The 15,152-nt window shown below is 66.6% G+C and carries 13 protein-coding genes; 5 read left to right on the top strand and 8 right to left on the bottom strand.

Annotated features, from left to right (window positions below; genetic code table 11):
- Positions 1-8: 8 nt before the first annotated feature.
- The 4 genes from DQG17_RS02430 to DQG17_RS02415 form a co-directional block, all read right to left on the bottom strand.
- Entirely contained in the window at positions 9-2,720 is a 2,712-nt protein-coding gene (locus tag DQG17_RS02430; protein WP_116131149.1) for an ATP-binding protein, read from the bottom strand.
- A complete protein-coding gene (locus DQG17_RS02425; protein WP_232829296.1) occupies positions 2,721-3,164 on the bottom strand; it encodes a hypothetical protein in 444 nt (147 codons plus the stop codon).
- A 5-nt stretch (positions 3,165-3,169) separates the two neighbouring features.
- Positions 3,170-3,544 (bottom strand): response regulator transcription factor, encoded by a 375-nt coding sequence (locus DQG17_RS02420; protein ID WP_116131148.1) that lies wholly within the window; start codon positions 3,542-3,544, stop codon positions 3,170-3,172.
- 78 nt (positions 3,545-3,622) lie between these two features.
- Positions 3,623-4,936 (bottom strand): helix-turn-helix transcriptional regulator, encoded by a 1,314-nt coding sequence (locus tag DQG17_RS02415; RefSeq protein WP_116131147.1) that lies wholly within the window; start codon positions 4,934-4,936, stop codon positions 3,623-3,625.
- A gap of 210 nt (positions 4,937-5,146) precedes the next feature.
- Between DQG17_RS02415 and DQG17_RS02410 the strand changes: the two genes are divergently transcribed.
- From DQG17_RS02410 to aat, 4 genes are all read left to right on the top strand, one after another.
- On the top strand, positions 5,147-6,535 hold the full coding sequence (locus DQG17_RS02410) for a substrate-binding protein (RefSeq protein WP_116131146.1): 1,389 nt from the start codon (positions 5,147-5,149) through the stop codon (positions 6,533-6,535).
- A gap of 266 nt (positions 6,536-6,801) precedes the next feature.
- Positions 6,802-7,311, top strand: a complete 510-nt coding sequence (gene accB, locus DQG17_RS02405) for an acetyl-CoA carboxylase biotin carboxyl carrier protein (RefSeq protein WP_116131145.1) — start codon at positions 6,802-6,804, stop codon at positions 7,309-7,311.
- The gene (gene accC, locus DQG17_RS02400) at positions 7,311-8,657 is read left to right on the top strand and encodes an acetyl-CoA carboxylase biotin carboxylase subunit (RefSeq protein WP_116131144.1); all 1,347 of its coding nucleotides are present in this window, start codon (positions 7,311-7,313) and stop codon (positions 8,655-8,657) included. The genes accB and accC overlap by 1 nt, the downstream gene beginning before the upstream one ends.
- A 252-nt stretch (positions 8,658-8,909) precedes the next feature.
- A complete protein-coding gene (aat, locus tag DQG17_RS02395) occupies positions 8,910-9,551 on the top strand; it encodes a leucyl/phenylalanyl-tRNA--protein transferase (RefSeq protein WP_116131143.1) in 642 nt (213 codons plus the stop codon).
- On the opposite strand, the gene DQG17_RS02390 is transcribed toward aat, so the two are convergent.
- From DQG17_RS02390 to DQG17_RS02380, 3 genes are read right to left on the bottom strand one after another with little or no spacing between them, the layout of a single operon-like run.
- Positions 9,515-9,925, bottom strand: a complete 411-nt coding sequence (locus DQG17_RS02390; protein ID WP_232829295.1) for a DUF2155 domain-containing protein — start codon at positions 9,923-9,925, stop codon at positions 9,515-9,517. The two genes, aat and DQG17_RS02390, sit on opposite strands and share 37 nt — an antisense overlap.
- Positions 9,925-10,377 (bottom strand): outer membrane lipid asymmetry maintenance protein MlaD, encoded by a 453-nt coding sequence (gene mlaD, locus DQG17_RS02385; RefSeq protein ID WP_116131142.1) that lies wholly within the window; start codon positions 10,375-10,377, stop codon positions 9,925-9,927. Before mlaD ends, DQG17_RS02390 begins: the two co-directional genes overlap by 1 nt.
- 54 nt (positions 10,378-10,431) lie before the next feature.
- Positions 10,432-10,815: an NADH:ubiquinone oxidoreductase subunit NDUFA12 gene (locus DQG17_RS02380; protein ID WP_116131141.1), complete on the bottom strand. Its 384-nt coding sequence runs from the start codon at positions 10,813-10,815 to the stop codon at positions 10,432-10,434.
- Positions 10,816-11,090: 275 nt separating this feature from the next.
- Between DQG17_RS02380 and DQG17_RS02375 the strand changes: the two genes are divergently transcribed.
- On the top strand, positions 11,091-11,948 hold the full coding sequence (locus DQG17_RS02375; protein WP_116131140.1) for an NAD(P)H-binding protein: 858 nt from the start codon (positions 11,091-11,093) through the stop codon (positions 11,946-11,948).
- A 64-nt stretch (positions 11,949-12,012) separates the two neighbouring features.
- Here DQG17_RS02375 and DQG17_RS02370 read toward each other — a convergent pair whose 3' ends face one another.
- A complete protein-coding gene (locus DQG17_RS02370) occupies positions 12,013-15,150 on the bottom strand; it encodes an efflux RND transporter permease subunit (protein WP_116131139.1) in 3,138 nt (1,045 codons plus the stop codon).
- Between the last annotated feature and the right edge of the window lie 2 nt (positions 15,151-15,152).

The raw sequence follows: 15,152 nt of genomic DNA, 5'->3' as shown, positions 1-15,152 counted from the left end.
AGGGATGGTTACTGCGCCGCGCGCACCTGCGGCTTGCTCGATGCCAGCGGCACCTCGACCCGGAACGCGGCGCCGCCCTGACCCGGCAGGTATTCGATCGTCCCGCCAAGCCGTTGCGTGATCTCGCGGCAGATTGCCAGCCCGAGGCCCGCGCCGCCCGCCGCCGCCTGATCGGACAGCCGCGAGAACTTCTCGAAAATGATCGCCTGGCTGCGTTCGGGAATCCCCGAACCATTGTCGATGAAATCGACGATCACCCGGTCATCCGCCCGCCGCACCCCGATCCGCAGCACCGGCGCGGGCGCATCGCAGTATTTCCGCGCATTGCCGATCAGGTTGATGAAGACCTGGGTCAGCCGGTCGGCATCGGTCATCAGCTGCACGGCCTCTTCCGCGCTGCGGTCGCGCTCGATCGCGAGCGCGCGGGTGCGGCCGACCTCGGTCACCGCACCCGAGGCCGCCACCGCGCGGTCGAGCAGGTCGGAGAGCCGCACCAATCCGAGCGTCAGACTGACCTGCGCATTCTCGAGCACGCTGAGGTCGAGCAGGTCGTCGAGCAACCGGGTCAGGCGGATCGACTCGTCGTGGATGATGCCGGAATAGCGCGTGTGTTCGTCGCCCGAGAGCCCGCCCTCGCGCAAGATCTCGGCGAAAGCGCGGATCGAGGTCATGGGGGTGCGCAGCTCGTGGCTGATCTGGCTGAGAAACGCATCCTTCTGGATCGACAGCTCGGTCAGCTTCTGGTTGGCTTCGCGCAGTTGCCGTGCAGTGCGGGACAGCTCCTCGGACTGGCTTTCCAGCCGGTTCGAATATTCGAGGATCTGCTGCGCCTCGTCTGCGACCCGCATCAGGTCTTCGACCAGCACCGCCGAATTGCCGGCGATCTGGCCGACCATGGCATGTGCGGTGGCCCCGCCCACACTTGCCGACAGCTCGCGCTCCAGCCGGTCGAGGAAATCGGGCGTGGTGTCGGGCAGATAGCCCGCCTTGCCCTGGGCCATCGCCTCGGCATGGAACAGCGCCTGCGCCTCGGCCGAACCAAGAATGCGCTGCGCCATCATCAGCAGGTCTTCGGCCGCGGCATTGCCACGCGACCAGCCGCGGGCGCCGAGGGTGTGTTCGAAGACATTGACCACCTGCGCGCCCTGCAACCGCTCCAACGGGGTCGGGAAGGTCGCGATGGAAAAGAAGCAATAGGCGGCGGTGTTCAGCAGCATCGACCAGAACACCGTGTGCATCTGCGGGTCGATGCCCTCGATCCCGAACAGCGCCTGGGGCCGCAGCCAGGCGATCCCGAAGGGACCATGGGCAATCAGCTCGGGCCCGACCGGCCCGGCGGCGCCAAAGCTTGGCAGGAACAGGGTGTAAAGCCAGATCGCGAAGCCGACGATCAGCCCGGCCCCCGCCCCGGCCCGGTTGCCGCCGCGCCAGAACAGCCCGCCGAGCAGCGCCGGAAGCACCTGTATGACGCCGATGAACGAGATCAGCCCGATCGAAGCCAGCGCCTCGGTCCCGCCCGAGAAGCGGTAATAGAAATAGCCAAGTCCCAGCACGCCCCCGATGGCAAAGCGGCGCGCGCGCAGCACCAGCCCGCGCACGTCGCCCGCCATCGTCGGCCCGTCGCGCCGGGTCGACAGGTAGAGCGGCATCACGATGTGGTTCGACACCATCGTGGCCAGCGCCAGCGCCGCGACGATCACCATCGAGGTGGCCGAGGAGAAGCCGCCAAGAAAGGCCAGAACCGCCAGCCCGTTGCGCCCCTGCCCAAGCGGCAGCGTCAGCACGAAGAGGTCGGGGTTTGCGCCCGCCGGCAGCAGTTCGAGCCCGACGACGGCAATCGGCACAACGAACAGGCTCATCAGACACAGGTAGAGCGGGAAGGCCCAGGAGGCGACGGCCAGATGCGCCTCGTCGGCGTTCTCGACCACCATGATCTGGAACATCCTCGGCAGGCACAGGATCGCGGCGGCCGAGGTGAAGATCAGCCCGGCCCAGCGGGTCGGCTCGATCTGCCATTCGGCAATCGGCGATTGTTCGATCCGGGCGAGGATGTCGACCGGTCCGTCGGCCAGCCCCCAGACCACGAAAATCCCCACCGACAGCAGGGCGGCGAGCTTCACCACAGCCTCGACCGCAATCGCCATCACCACGCCATGGTGCTGTTCATTGCTGTTGAGGTTTCGGGTGCCGAACAGGATGGTAAAGAGCGCCAGCCCCCCCGCGACCCAAAGCCCGGTCGAGGCCGGATTTGCCGGCGACCAGAGCTCGTCTTCGCCCGAGGCGAAGACGCCGAAGGCCAGCGTCACCGATTGCAGTTGCAGCGCGATATAGGGTGTGGTGCCGACGACGGCGAGCGTGGTGACCAACACCCCGAGCCAGTTCGACTTGCCATAGCGCGACGAGATCATGTCGGCGATCGAGGTGATCCGCTGCGCCTGCCCGACCCGCACCAGCTTGCGCAGCAATAGCCACCAGCCGACGAAGACCAGCGTCGGGCCGAGGTAGATCGTCAGGTATTCAAGGCCAGAGCGCGCCGCATAGCCGACCGCACCATAGAAGGTCCAGGCCGTGCAATAGACCGACAGCGACAGGGTATAGACCAGCGGCCGGCGCAGCCAGCCGCCGCCAACGCGCCGGGCATGGGCATCGGCCATCGCCGCCACCAGAAACAGGAAGGCGACATAGGTCAGCGAGATCAGCAGCAGCACGTTGAAGGCCATTCAGCCGGCCTCCCCGCCACCGCCGTCCTCGTCAGGCGGCGCGCCATCCGCCGCCCCCGGCACCGGACCGGAGCGCAGATCGGTAACGCGTCCCGCTTGCCCGCGTTCGCGCAACGGTTCGGACAGCCGCCGCGCCAGGATCGCCGCTGCCAGCACCAGCACGGCCCATACGAGGAACAGATAGACCGCGCCATTCGCGGTCCCGTGTTCGCGCGCCCACAGGATCGGCAGCAACACCAGCACCGTGCCGAAGGCAGGCAGCAGGCGGGCCGCATCCATGATCCGCCGCCGGCGATAGAGATCGCGTGCAACAAACAGCGTCGGCGGCGACGTGCCATCGGCGGCGCCCGCCGCCACCCGCCCGGCGTCGGAAGCGACGCGTTGGCCCGCGCTTGCGCTGCCGCGCAGCGGCGCACGGGTCCGGGGATCCGCGCCGCCGGCCATCGCCGCTAGCGCCCGCCGGTCTGGAGCGCGTTCACCGCCTCGAGCACCTCGGCATTGGAAAACGGTTTGGTCATGTAGCGCGTCACGCCATAGCGTTCGGCCAGTTCGCGGTCACGCCCCTGCCCCTTGGCGGTCAGCATCAAGACCGGCAGGGCGGCCGTCGCAGACAGCGCGCGCAATTCCTTCAGGATCTCGAACCCCGACTTGCCGGGCAGCATGACATCGAGCACCAGCACATCGGGTGCGGCGGCTGTCACCATATCGACCGCGGTTGCCCCATCCAGATGGGTTTCGACCGTCCAGCCGTCGCGGGACAGGATAAAACGGATGGCCTCGATGATGTTCGGCTCATCTTCGACCAGCAACACACGCTTGTTCATTGAACTCCCCCACATCGAACCGCGCGCCCCCCGGACGATCCGTTGCAAACAGTACTATTGCCGGTTCGGGGAACCGAGTCAAAACGCCTCCGCCATGATCGAAGGTTCGCGCCGCGCGGCGCAGCCGGCCCGCGGGCAGATCCGGCACGAGGTGCCGATGCCCAGCAGCGGCTCGCTCGCGCCAAGTTCGGACAGACCCTCGGGCAGGATCAGCATCGCGGCCTCGAGCACCTGCGGCCCGTCGAACCCCGCGGGCTGGCTTGGCTGGCAGATCGCATAGGTCAGGTACCGGTGCAGCGACCGCCCGCCCATCTCGACCCGCCGCCGGACCGGCGCCATCGGACGTGCCAGCGCCTTGTAGAGCGGCCACAGCGGACAGGCGGCCGAGAACCGCGGCAACTGGAACCCCTCGACCGACTTGCGGAAGGTCAGTGTGCCCGACCCGTCGCAGATCGCCAGCCCGATCTGCCCGCCGACCTTCCCCGCCGGCAGGACCGCGAGCCTGCGAAACACCGCCCCCAGATCGACGCCGAAACGCGCCGACAGCGCCGCCGGATCGAACCCGGTCTGCAGCGCCGCTTCGAGAAACGCCGCCAGCGGCATGTGTTCGGCATCGCGGCGATAGCGGCGCAGGTAGCGCACTGCCAGCGAACGCGCGGCCGCGCTGCGCAGACGCGGCTGGTGCGCCACCAGCCGCTCTGGCTCGGGTGGCAGCGCGCGCTCCATTTCGGCGACGTGATAGCCCGACTCGCGCAGCCAGCCGTCCAGTTCTTCCTGCGGGGTCGACGCCTCGAACTCGACCGAACTCGCCTCGTCGAGATAGCGCACCAGCGCCTCGGCCGATTCGGCCAGCCGCGCGCTTTCCTCGGCCATGTTGCGGTGGAACCGGTCGCGCCATTGCGGGTCGATATCGCGGGTCTCGGCCAGGATCGTCGCGGTCGAGCGGATCGCGGTGACGGTCGAGATCACCTCGTGCAGCGAGGTCGACAGGAACGGATCGTGGGCCATCCGGTCCGACAGCACCTCGACCGAATGTTCCAGATCGCTGGCACGCCGCCGCGTTTCGACCAGAAGCCGCGCCCAGACGGGAAACCGGCCGACGAATTCCTCCAGTTGCGACAGCGCCTCGTCGGTCTTTTCTGTATCGGCCAGCACCTCGCGCAGACCGTCGAGCAGCGCCGCCTCGGCGCCCTCGGTCAGCGCGGCCGGCTCCACCCCCAGTTCATGGGCGATGTCGGTGATCAGCTTGCCGCCGATTCTGCGGCGGTTGTGTTCGATAAGATTGAGGTAGGACGGCGAGATGCCGACCGAACGCGCCAGATCCGCCTGCTTGCGGCCCTGCATCGTCCGCCTCTCGCGGATCCGGCTGCCGGTCAAAGACCCCCGCGCCATCAGCGTTCTTCCATCATTCCATGGGCTTCCCGTCGCAGCGCGGGTGAATTTACCGATCCCCGCCGCCATTTTGTAAACTATTTACCGAAATTGCCGTGCCGGAAAGAGGTTGTTGTCGTGTTTGCCTGGAGGCTCCGATAAAGTCTGGCCTCGATCACACCGGCATCGGGGCAGTTCCCCCGCAATGTCGGGCACTTGAGGGAGGATAGGATGTCGGCAAGCAACCTCACACGACGCGGTGCCCTCGGTCGCGGTGCGGCCGCCGCGGCAGGGCTGGCCCTGCCGACGATCTTCACCGGCACCGCCCGCGCCTTCACCAACGAACCGCGTGGCAAGACGGTGACGCTCGGGTTTGCCGTGCCACAGACCGGCCCCTATGCCGACGAAGGCGATGACGAGCTGCGCGCGCTGCAGCTTGCGGTCGAACATCTGAACGGCGGCGGCGATGGCGGCATGCTTGCGACCTTTTCATCGACCGCCCTCGACGGCAGCGGCATCCTCGGCCGCAAGGTCGACTTCGTTGCCGGCGACACCCGGACCGACCCGGACGCCGCGCGCGACGCGGTCAAGGGAATGATCGGCAAGGACGGCGCGGTCATGATCACCGGCGGGTCGTCCTCGGACGTCGCGATCACGGTGCAGGATCTGTGCCAGGACGCAGGCGTGATCTTCATGGCCGGGCTCAGCCATTCCAACGACACCACCGGGCGCAACAAGCGTGCGAACGGTTTCCGGCAGTTTTTCAACGCGTACATGTCGGGCGCCGCGCTGGCGCCTGTGCTGGTCAAGCAGTACGGCGCCGACCGCAAGGCCGTCCATCTGACCGCCGACTATACCTGGGGCTGGACCCAGCAGGCATCGATCCAGGCCGCGACAGAGGCGCTTGGCTGGCAGACCGTCGACAATATTCTGACACCTCTCGATACCAGCGATTTCTCGGACTTCGTCCAGCAGGCGATGGAGTCGGGCGCCGATGTGCTGATCCTGAACCATTACGGCGGCAACATGGTCAACTCGCTGACAAATGCCGTGCAATCGGGGCTGCGCGACCGTCAGGTCAACGGCAAGCAGGTCGAGATCGTGGTGCCGCTTTATTCGCGGCTGATGGCGAGCGGCGCGGGCGAGAACGTCAAGGGGATCCTCGGGACCACGAACTGGCACTGGTCGCTGCCCGATGCCGGATCGCAAGCCCTGACCAAGTCTTTCACCGCCCGCTATGGTGCCCCGCCCAGCCAGGCGGCCCATACCTGCTATGTCCAGACCCTGCTCTATGCCGATGCGGTGACGCGCGCCGGGTCATTCGCCCCCTGCGCGGTGGTCGAGGCGCTGGCCGGCGGCGACAGTTCCCTGCCCGGCATATCCTCGGGGGCCAACAAGGGCTTTCTGTTCGACGGGCTCGGCAATGGCCCGACGCTGTATCGCGGCGCCGACCATCAGTGTTTCAAGGACGTTCTGGTGGTGCGCGGCAAGGAACGCCCGAGTTCAGAGTTCGACCTGCTCGAGATTGTCGAGGTCACGCCGACAGCACAGATCTGGTACGAGCCGGACAATCCGATGTTCGCAGGCGGCGACCTTGGCACCTGCAACGACGGCAGTTGAGCCGGACCGGGGTGCCCCCGGCGAACCACCGGGGCCGCCCGAAACCAGCGCTCGGGCGGCGATTCGCACCCCCGAACATACTGGTCCGGGCACCCGTCACCCCGCGCGGGCTTTCCGGCAACGGATACTCCTGCGTGCGGATTCAGGCCTGATCCCTGGTTGCCCGCGTCGGTCGCACGCAGTTTGGCACCCTATCCTTCCCTTTCCTCCTCTGCCACCTTCAGCTAAGGGAAGACAGTTTTCGGACAACACGAGGCAAGGGCAATATGACCAACAAGAGTCAGGACGCGGACGTCGCCTTCATCGAGGCGCTCGCGGCGCTCCTTCGAGCCAACGATCTCACCGAGCTCGAGGTGAAGCGCGAATACGGTGACAACGACAATCTTACCGTCAAGGTCTCGCGCCAGTTTCCGGTCCCGCAATACTTCGCCGCCGCGCCTGCCGCTCCGGCGGCCCCGCAGATGATGGCCGCGCCCTCGGGCGCCCCGGCCCCGGCCCCTGTCGCCGCCCCTGCCCTCGAGGTCGAGGACCCGGCGCAACTGCCCGGTGCCGTCACATCGCCCATGGTCGGAACCGTCTATCTCTCGCCCGAACCCGGCACGCCGGTTTTCGTCGCCATCGGCGACCTGGTCGAGGAGGGCCAGACCCTGCTGATTATCGAGGCGATGAAGACCATGAACCAGATCCCCGCACCGCGGGCCGGCATGGTGAAACGCATCCTGATCGAAAACGGCGCCCCGGTCGAATTCGGCGCCCCCCTGATGATCATCGAGTGATGTTCCAGAAGATCCTGATCGCCAATCGGGGCGAAATCGCGCTCCGCGTCATCCGGGCCTGCCGAGAGATGGGCATCCGGTCGGTCGCGGTCCACTCCACCGCCGACAGCGATGCCATGCATGTCAGGCTTGCCGACGAAAGCGTCTGCATCGGCCCGCCGCCATCCTCGCAAAGCTATCTCGCCTTCCCCAACATCATCTCGGCCTGCGAGATTACCGGGGCCGACGCGATCCATCCGGGCTATGGGTTCCTGTCCGAGAATGCCAGCTTCGTCCAGATCGTCGAGGATCACGGTCTTGCCTTCATCGGCCCGACCGCCGAACACATCCGGGTCATGGGCGACAAGATTGCCGCCAAGGAGACGATGAAGGCCCTTGGCGTGCCCTGCGTCCCCGGCTCGGACGGCGGTGTGCCCGATGTCGAAACGGCAAGGATCGTGGCCGACCAGATCGGCTATCCGGTGATCGTCAAGGCAACCGCCGGCGGCGGCGGCCGCGGCATGAAACTTGCCCCGACAGCAGATGACCTTGAACACGCGTTCCAGACCGCCCGGTCCGAGGCCAAGGCCGCCTTCGGCAACGACGAAGTCTATCTCGAGAAATATCTGACCCGGCCGCGCCACATCGAGGTTCAGGTCTTTGGCGACGGCAAGGGACGCGCGGTGCATCTGGGCGAGCGTGACTGTTCGCTGCAGCGCCGCCACCAGAAGGTGATGGAGGAGGCCCCTGGCCCCGCGATCACCGCCGAAATGCGCGCGCACATCGGCAAGGTCTGTGCCGATGCGGTGGCCGGCATCAACTATATCGGCGCCGGCACCATCGAATTCCTCTATGAGGACGGCGAGTTCTTTTTCATCGAGATGAATACCCGCCTGCAGGTCGAACATCCGGTGACCGAAGCGGTCTTCGGCGTCGATCTGGTCCGCGAGCAGATCCGCGTCGCACAGGGCGAGCCGATGTCCTTCGTGCAGGACGAACTCGAGGTTCTGGGCCACGCCATCGAGGTGCGGATCAATGCCGAGAAACTGCCGAACTTCACCCCGAGCCCCGGCAACGTCGGCATGTACCATGCCCCGGGCGGGCTTGGCGTGCGGATGGATTCGGCGCTTTACAGCGGCTATACCATCCCGCCCTATTACGACAGTCTGGTCGCCAAGCTGATCGTGCGTGGCCGCGACCGGCCCGAGGCGCTGTCGCGGCTGCAGCGGGCGCTGAGCGAGCTGGTGATCGAAGGCATCGACACGACGCTGCCGCTGTTCGACGCGCTGTTGCGCGAGCCTGCGATCCAGACCGGAAGCTATGACATCCACTGGCTGGAGAAATGGCTGGCCGGAAATCTCGAATGAGCTGTCTGGACGTGCGGATCGTTCCGCCCGGCCGGACGCCGACAGGAAGCGGACCCCGGAGCTGGTGATCGGATGTCGTCAGGAACCGGGGATCGCGCAGGATTGCGTCGGTGAGCGCATGGCGCCCGTTTTCGGACGAACAAACCCGCCGCCAACGCCAGCTTCCCACCATCGCGCCACGCACCACTGCCGTCCTGCAGGGGTTGCTCAAACGGCCGATGCCGACACCTGCGGCACAGAAAGGTCAGCGCCATGTCGCAGGACCTGACCCCCGATCTGTTGCTGCGCGCCTATGCGGCGGGCGTTTTTCCGATGGCCGAAAGCCGCGAGGCCGAGGAGATCTTTTGGCTCGCCCCGGAACGTCGCGGCATCTTCCCGCTTGACGGCTTTCATATCTCGCGCTCGTTGCGCCGGGTGCTGCTGCGCGAGCCGTTCCGCATCACCACCAACCTGGATTTCATCGGTGTTGTCACCGGCTGCGCCGACCGGTCGGAAACCTGGATCAACGCCACGATATTCGCGCTCTATGTCGCGTTGCACGCGCGCGGCCGGGCCCATTCGATCGAGGTCTGGGAGGGCGACGCGCTGGTCGGCGGGGTCTATGGGGTGGCTTTGGGGGGTGCCTTCTTCGGCGAAAGCATGTTCTCGCGCCGGACCGATGCCTCGAAAATCGCGTTGGCCTATCTGACCGACCGGCTGTGGCAGGGCGGCTTCCGGCTGTTCGACACCCAGTTCCTGACCCCGCATCTGGCCAGTCTCGGCGCGGTCGAGATCAGTCGCGGCCGCTATGGGGCGATGCTGGAAAAGGCGTTGCGGCTCGATGCCGATTTCGACCGGGCGGGCGCGGTGCCGACGCCTCAGGAATTGTTGCAGCGCAAGACCCAGACGTCATAGCGCGGGTGGTCAAGCGCGCTCAGCGCCGGCGACGAGGCGACCATCCAGCCCGAAAACACCGTGCCTGTCAGCGAATCGTCACGGATCTCGAGCCAGGCATAGGCATCGGAATTGGGGTTGTTGGTGGGAAACCGACAATCGCCCAGAACGATCTGCAACCGGCCGACCATCCGCGTCTGGCCGCGCCCGATCTCAAGGTCGGTCGTATCGCCGGTGATCTTGTCGAGCACCCGCAAGGTCGCCGATGGCGCACTGGTTGCCGGCACCTGCAGCACCTGCTCGGCCGCAGCCCTGCCAGCAGGCAGAACCGATACTCCGGCTGCAGCGCCCGCCCCGACAGCCATCGCCAAGGCAATCGCCCGCACCGTGGTCATCAGTTGCTGTCCGAGGAGGAGACGAACTTCGCCAGCAGCGCCAGCAGACTGAGCGCGCCTTGCGTGTCCTCGATCTCGTCTCCGGCGTTGAGGTTGAACGGCGATCCGCCCGGCACCAGTTCGACGAAATTCCCGCCGAGCAGTCCCTCGGACGAAATCGAGATCGAACTGTCCTCGGGCAGCGTGATCGTGTCCTGCACGTTCACGGTCATGTCGGCGCGAAACGTCTCGGGGTTCAGGCTGACGTCGGTGACGGTCCCGACCTTGACGCCGGCGAGCCGCACGTCGGTGCCAACGCCCACGCCCTCGATCGACCGGAAGCTTGCGGTCAGGGGATAGCCATTGCCCTGCGTGCCGATCGAGCCCGCAATCTGGGTGGTATAGAACAGAAAACCGGCGGCCACGATCAGGGTGACGCCGCCGGCAATGATCTCGGCCGGGCTTTCAGACATGGATACTCCCGCCGCAGACACCTGCGGCCCGAATTGCGGTTTGGTCCGAACGGATCATTCCGGCGACCAGGCCTCGTATTCGCGATGCGCCTCGGGCGCGGCCTGACGCAGCGACCCCGGCGGCGCATAGGCCAGCGGCGTGCCGCTCAGGTTCTCGATATGCGGCTTTTCCCAGACCTTGTGCACCAGCGGCCGCAACGTCGGCGGCTCGTCAAAGGTCTTGTGCAGCCAGCCGTGCCAGTCGGGCGTGATCTTGCTCGCCTCGACCTCGCCGTTGAAGATTACCCAGCGTTTGCTGTCGTCCTTGGTCTGGTAATAGACGTTGCCGGACTCGTCCTCGCCAACCTTCACACCATGGCGCGAGGTGAAGATCTGAGTGCCATAGGTCTGCCCGTCCCACCATGTGATGGCGCGCAGCACCGATTTAAGGAAACTCATACATGCCTCCGATGCGTCTTTGCCTTCCGTCATGGCGCAGGCAGGCGCCGAGGTCCAGATCCAAATGGACGCGGGTCGTCCGGGATGCCGCTGCGGGCGACGCCCTGGCGTTCGACAGACGGTGAAGGCTTGGGCAGAGGTCCGCACATCGGCCCGAAATCCGGTCGCCCCCGCCCCGCCCCGGCGAAACCCCGTGCCAAGCAGCGGCGCCGTCTGGCCGAGGGACGGAGCACCCCGACATACCGTCCCGAGTGAACGCAGGCGCGAGGAATGCCATGATCGGGGTTACGGGAGCCACTGGCCAGTTCGGCCAGATTGTCATCGGATTGCTGAAGGAACGGATGCCGGCAGACCAGATCGTCGCCCTGGCGCGCGACCCGGCGAAGGCGGCAGCGCTGGACCTCGGGGTCGAGGTCCGCCCGTTCGACTATAACGACCCCGACCAGATCCTGGCGGGGCTGGAAGGCATCGACAGCCTGCTTCTGATCTCGGGCAGCGACATTGGCCTTCGCGAGGTGCAGCACCGCAACGTGATCTTCGGCGCGATGGAGCAAAACCTCGGGCGGATCGTCTATACCAGCCTGCTGCGGGCGAACACCTCGCCGCTCGGTCTGGCGCAGGAGCATCTGGCGACCGAACTGATCCTGGGCGAAAGCGGCATCGCCTGCACGATCCTGCGCAATGGCTGGTACATCGAAAACTATGTCGACACGGCAATCTCGGCGCTTGCGGCGGGCATACTGGCGGGTGCTGCGGGCGACGGGCGCATCTCGGCCGCGGCGCGGGCGGATTATGCCGCGGCTGCCGTGGCGGTCCTGACCGGCGAGGGCCACGAAGGCGCGACCTATGAGCTTTCCGGCGACACGGCCTTCACGCTGGCCGATCTGGCCGCCGAGCTTTCAAAGATCAGCGGCCAGCAGATCGGCTATCGGGACATGACCGAAGCGGATTATGCCGAGGCGCTGGCGGACTCGGGCCTGGCCGCGCCCTGGCCGAAGGTTCTGGCGCGGATCGACGCCCAGATCGCGGAGGGTGCGCTTTATGACGAGGGCACGACCCTGTCGACGCTGATCGGCCGCCCGACCACGCCGCTTGGCGACGTACTGGCCGAGCGGCTGTCCTGGACGGCCTGAGGGCCGCGGGCGCTGCCCGCCGGTCGCGCAAACGCGGCGCCATCGGCGGGAAGACCGGTTCGTTCTAGGGCTCGGCCGGAGGTTCGGGCAGCGCCGCGGGCCGGCCCTTGATCCGCTCGCGCAGCGACTGCATCACCACATAAAGCACCGGCACCAGCACCACGCCGACAAGCGTCGCGGCAAGCATCCCGCCAAAGACGGCGGTACCGATGGCACGCTGGCTGGCCGCCCCCGCCCCGGTCGCGACCAGCAACGGCACCACACCCAGCAGGAACGACAGTGCCGTCATCATCACCGCGCGAAACCGCTGCTGCGCCGCCTCGACCGCCGCCTCGCGGATGCTGAGACCCGCCGCCCGCCGCTCGACCGCGAACTCGACGATCAGGATCGCGTTCTTGGCGCCAAGCCCCACCAGCATGATCATCCCGATCTGGGTATAGAGATTGACGTCCGCGCCAGCGACGCCCACCGCCGCCACCGCCCCGAACAGCGCCACCGTGACCGACAGCAGGATCGCCACCGGCATGGTCCAGCTTTCGTACTGCGCCACCAGGAACAGATAGCCGAACAGGATCGCAAGTCCGAGGATGATCTGCACCATCCCGCCCGAGGCAAGCTGCTGTTGCGCCGTGCCGGTCCATTCATAGGCATACCCCGGCGGCAGCTTCGTTGCGGCCTCCTTGGCCAGCACGGCAATCGCGTCGCCGGTGGAAAAGCCCGGCGCCGGCACTGCGGTCACTGTCGCCGCCCGGAACAGGTTGTAGCGGTCGATCACCGTCGGCCCGAGGATATTCTCGACCGTCAGCAGCGTGCCAAGCGGCACCATCTGGCCACCGCGGCTGCGCACATGCAACCGCGCGATGTCGTCGGCTTCTGCGCGATAGTCGCCCTCGGCCTGAACCATCACCCGGAACACCCGTCCGAACAGGGTGAAGTCGTTGACATAGAAAGAGCCGAGATAGGCCTGCAGGGTCAGGAACACCTCAGATATCGGCACGCCGAGCGAGCGCGCCTTGTCGCGGTCGAGATCGACGAACAGTTGCGGAACGTTGGCGCGGAACGTGGTGAAGGCCCGCGCGATCTCGGGCCGCTGGTTGGCGGCATAGACGAGGCCCCCGAGCGCTGCCGACAATTCCTGCGCGGTTCCACCGCCGGTCTGCTGCACCTCCATCTCGACGCCCGAAGTCAGGCCGAGCCCGGGGATCGGCGGCGGGTTGAAGGCGATCACGCTTGCCGCCACTTCGCCGCCCGCGATCCGCATGACCTGCGAAAGGATCCCGTCGACCGACAGGTCGGGCGTGGTGCGCTCGTCCCATGGATCGAGGTTGACGATCACCATGGCGCCGTTCGCCCCTGCCCCGTTCATCAGGCTGAAGCCGTTCACCAGAACCGTGTTCGCCACACCCGGGATCGCCTCGATCTCGCGGTTCAGGCGCGCCGTTACCGTCTCGGTCCGGCCAAGCGAGGCGGCATCGGGAAGCTGGATGTCGACAAAGAACCCCCCGTTGTCCTCCTGCGGCAGGAACCCTTTGGGAATGAACGACAAAAGCCCGCCGGTCGCCATGATCACACCGGCCAGCACGACAAGGCTCAGCAGCGCCACCCTGACAAAGCGACGAACGATAGCGACATAGGCGCCGCCGGCCGCAGCGACGCCTTTCTCGAACACCGCAAGGACCCCGCGCGGCGGCCCGCGGCGCGGCCGCAGCACCAGCGCACAGAGCGCCGGCGACAGCGTCAGCGCGTTGATCGACGAGATCACCACGGCGACCGAGATCGTGATCGCGAATTCGGAATAGAGCCTGCCGGCAATCCCGGGCATGAAGGTCACGGGCACGAAGACCGCCAGCAACACCAGCGTGGTCGCAATGACCGGCCCGGTGATCTGAACCATCGCCTTCGCAGTCGCCGCAGGTGGCGGCAGCCCTTCCTGCGCCATGAGCCGTTCGACGTTCTCGACCACCACGATGGCGTCGTCGACGACGATCCCGATCGCAAGCACCAGCGCGAACAGCGACACCGTGTTCAGCGTCATGCCGAAGGCAAGCAGCACCGCGAAGGTGCCGATCAGCGACACCGGGATCGCCACCATCGGGATCACGGTCGCCCGCCAGGACCCGAGGAAGACGAACACGACCGACATCACCAGCGCGAAGGTCAGCATCAGGGTGGTGATCACGTCGTTCAGCGACTGCCGCACGAAGTCGGTCGAGTTGAAGGGGATCGCATAGGCGATGTCATCGGGAAACAGCCGCGACAGCCGCTCGAGTTCGGCGCTCACCCGTTCGGAGACGGCAAGCGCGCTTTCCCCCGGCGCCTGATAGATCGCCATGACGGTCGAGGGGTTGCCCGCGAACCGGCCCGAGGCGCCGTAGAACGTGGCGCCAAGCTCGATCCGCGCAACGTCGCCCAGCCGGACGATGCTGCCGGCGTCGCCCGTGCGCACCACGATGTTGGCGAATTCCTCGGGCGAGGCCAGCCGGCCCTTGGCGCGCACCGTGTACTGGAACTGCTGGCCCTCGGGGGCGGGCGGCGCGCCGATCTGGCCTGCCGAAACCTCGAGGTTCTGCTCGCGGATCGCCGCGACCAGATCGCCGGGCGTCAGACCGAGGCTTGCCATCCGGTCGGGGTCCATCCAGATCCGCATCGCGTATTCAAGATTGGTCAGCACTTCGGCATCGCCAACGCCCGGTACCCGCGCCAGCGCATCGCGCAGGTTGATCGAGGCATAGTTCGACAGGAACACCTCGTCATAGGTGCCTTTGGGCGAATAGAGCGCCGCCACCATCAGGATGTTGGTCGCAGATTTCCGGGTCACCACGCCGCGGGCGGTCACCTCGGCGGGCAGCGAACCGGCGGCCTGGGCAACCCGGTTCTGCACATTGACCGCGGCCAGATCGGGGTCGGTGCCGACCTCGAAGGTGATGGCCAGCGAATAGCTGCCCGAATCCGAGGAACTCGACGCCATGTAGATCATGTTGTCGACGCCGTTCACCTGCGCCTCGATCGGGGCGGCCACGGTGTTTTCGACCACCTCGGCGCTGGCACCGGGGAAGCTTGCCGACACCCGCACGACGGGCGGGGTGATGTCGGGAAACTGTTCGACCGGCAGCACCATGTAGGCAAGCAGCCCCAGGATCGTCACCACCAGTGAAATCACGACAGCGGTCTTGGGCCGCCGGATGAAAATGGATGAAAACACGG

This window comes from Tropicimonas sp. IMCC34043, assembly GCF_003390845.1.
Taxonomy (GTDB): domain Bacteria; phylum Pseudomonadota; class Alphaproteobacteria; order Rhodobacterales; family Rhodobacteraceae; genus Tropicimonas.
The sequence above is the reverse complement of the archived record's forward strand: the minus strand, read 5'-3'. Positions and strand labels throughout refer to the sequence as shown.

Excerpts from the sequence above, each read along its gene's own strand:
- DQG17_RS02390 (WP_232829295.1), bottom strand. The coding sequence starts at position 9,925 with ATGACCACGGTGCGGGCGATTGCCTTGGCGATGGCTGTCGGGGCGGGC.
- DQG17_RS02430 (WP_116131149.1), bottom strand. The coding sequence starts at position 2,720 with ATGGCCTTCAACGTGCTGCTGCTGATCTCGCTGACCTATGTCGCCTTC.
- aat (WP_116131143.1), top strand. The coding sequence starts at position 8,910 with ATGTCGCAGGACCTGACCCCCGATCTGTTGCTGCGCGCCTATGCGGCG.
- DQG17_RS02380 (WP_116131141.1), bottom strand. The coding sequence starts at position 10,815 with ATGAGTTTCCTTAAATCGGTGCTGCGCGCCATCACATGGTGGGACGGG.
- DQG17_RS02425 (WP_232829296.1), bottom strand. The coding sequence starts at position 3,164 with ATGGCCGGCGGCGCGGATCCCCGGACCCGTGCGCCGCTGCGCGGCAGC.
- mlaD (WP_116131142.1), bottom strand. The coding sequence starts at position 10,377 with ATGTCTGAAAGCCCGGCCGAGATCATTGCCGGCGGCGTCACCCTGATC.
- DQG17_RS02410 (WP_116131146.1), top strand. The coding sequence starts at position 5,147 with ATGTCGGCAAGCAACCTCACACGACGCGGTGCCCTCGGTCGCGGTGCG.
- accB (WP_116131145.1), top strand. The coding sequence starts at position 6,802 with ATGACCAACAAGAGTCAGGACGCGGACGTCGCCTTCATCGAGGCGCTC.
- DQG17_RS02375 (WP_116131140.1), top strand. The coding sequence starts at position 11,091 with ATGATCGGGGTTACGGGAGCCACTGGCCAGTTCGGCCAGATTGTCATC.
- accC (WP_116131144.1), top strand. The coding sequence starts at position 7,311 with ATGTTCCAGAAGATCCTGATCGCCAATCGGGGCGAAATCGCGCTCCGC.
- DQG17_RS02420 (WP_116131148.1), bottom strand. The coding sequence starts at position 3,544 with ATGAACAAGCGTGTGTTGCTGGTCGAAGATGAGCCGAACATCATCGAG.
- DQG17_RS02415 (WP_116131147.1), bottom strand. The coding sequence starts at position 4,936 with ATGGCGCGGGGGTCTTTGACCGGCAGCCGGATCCGCGAGAGGCGGACG.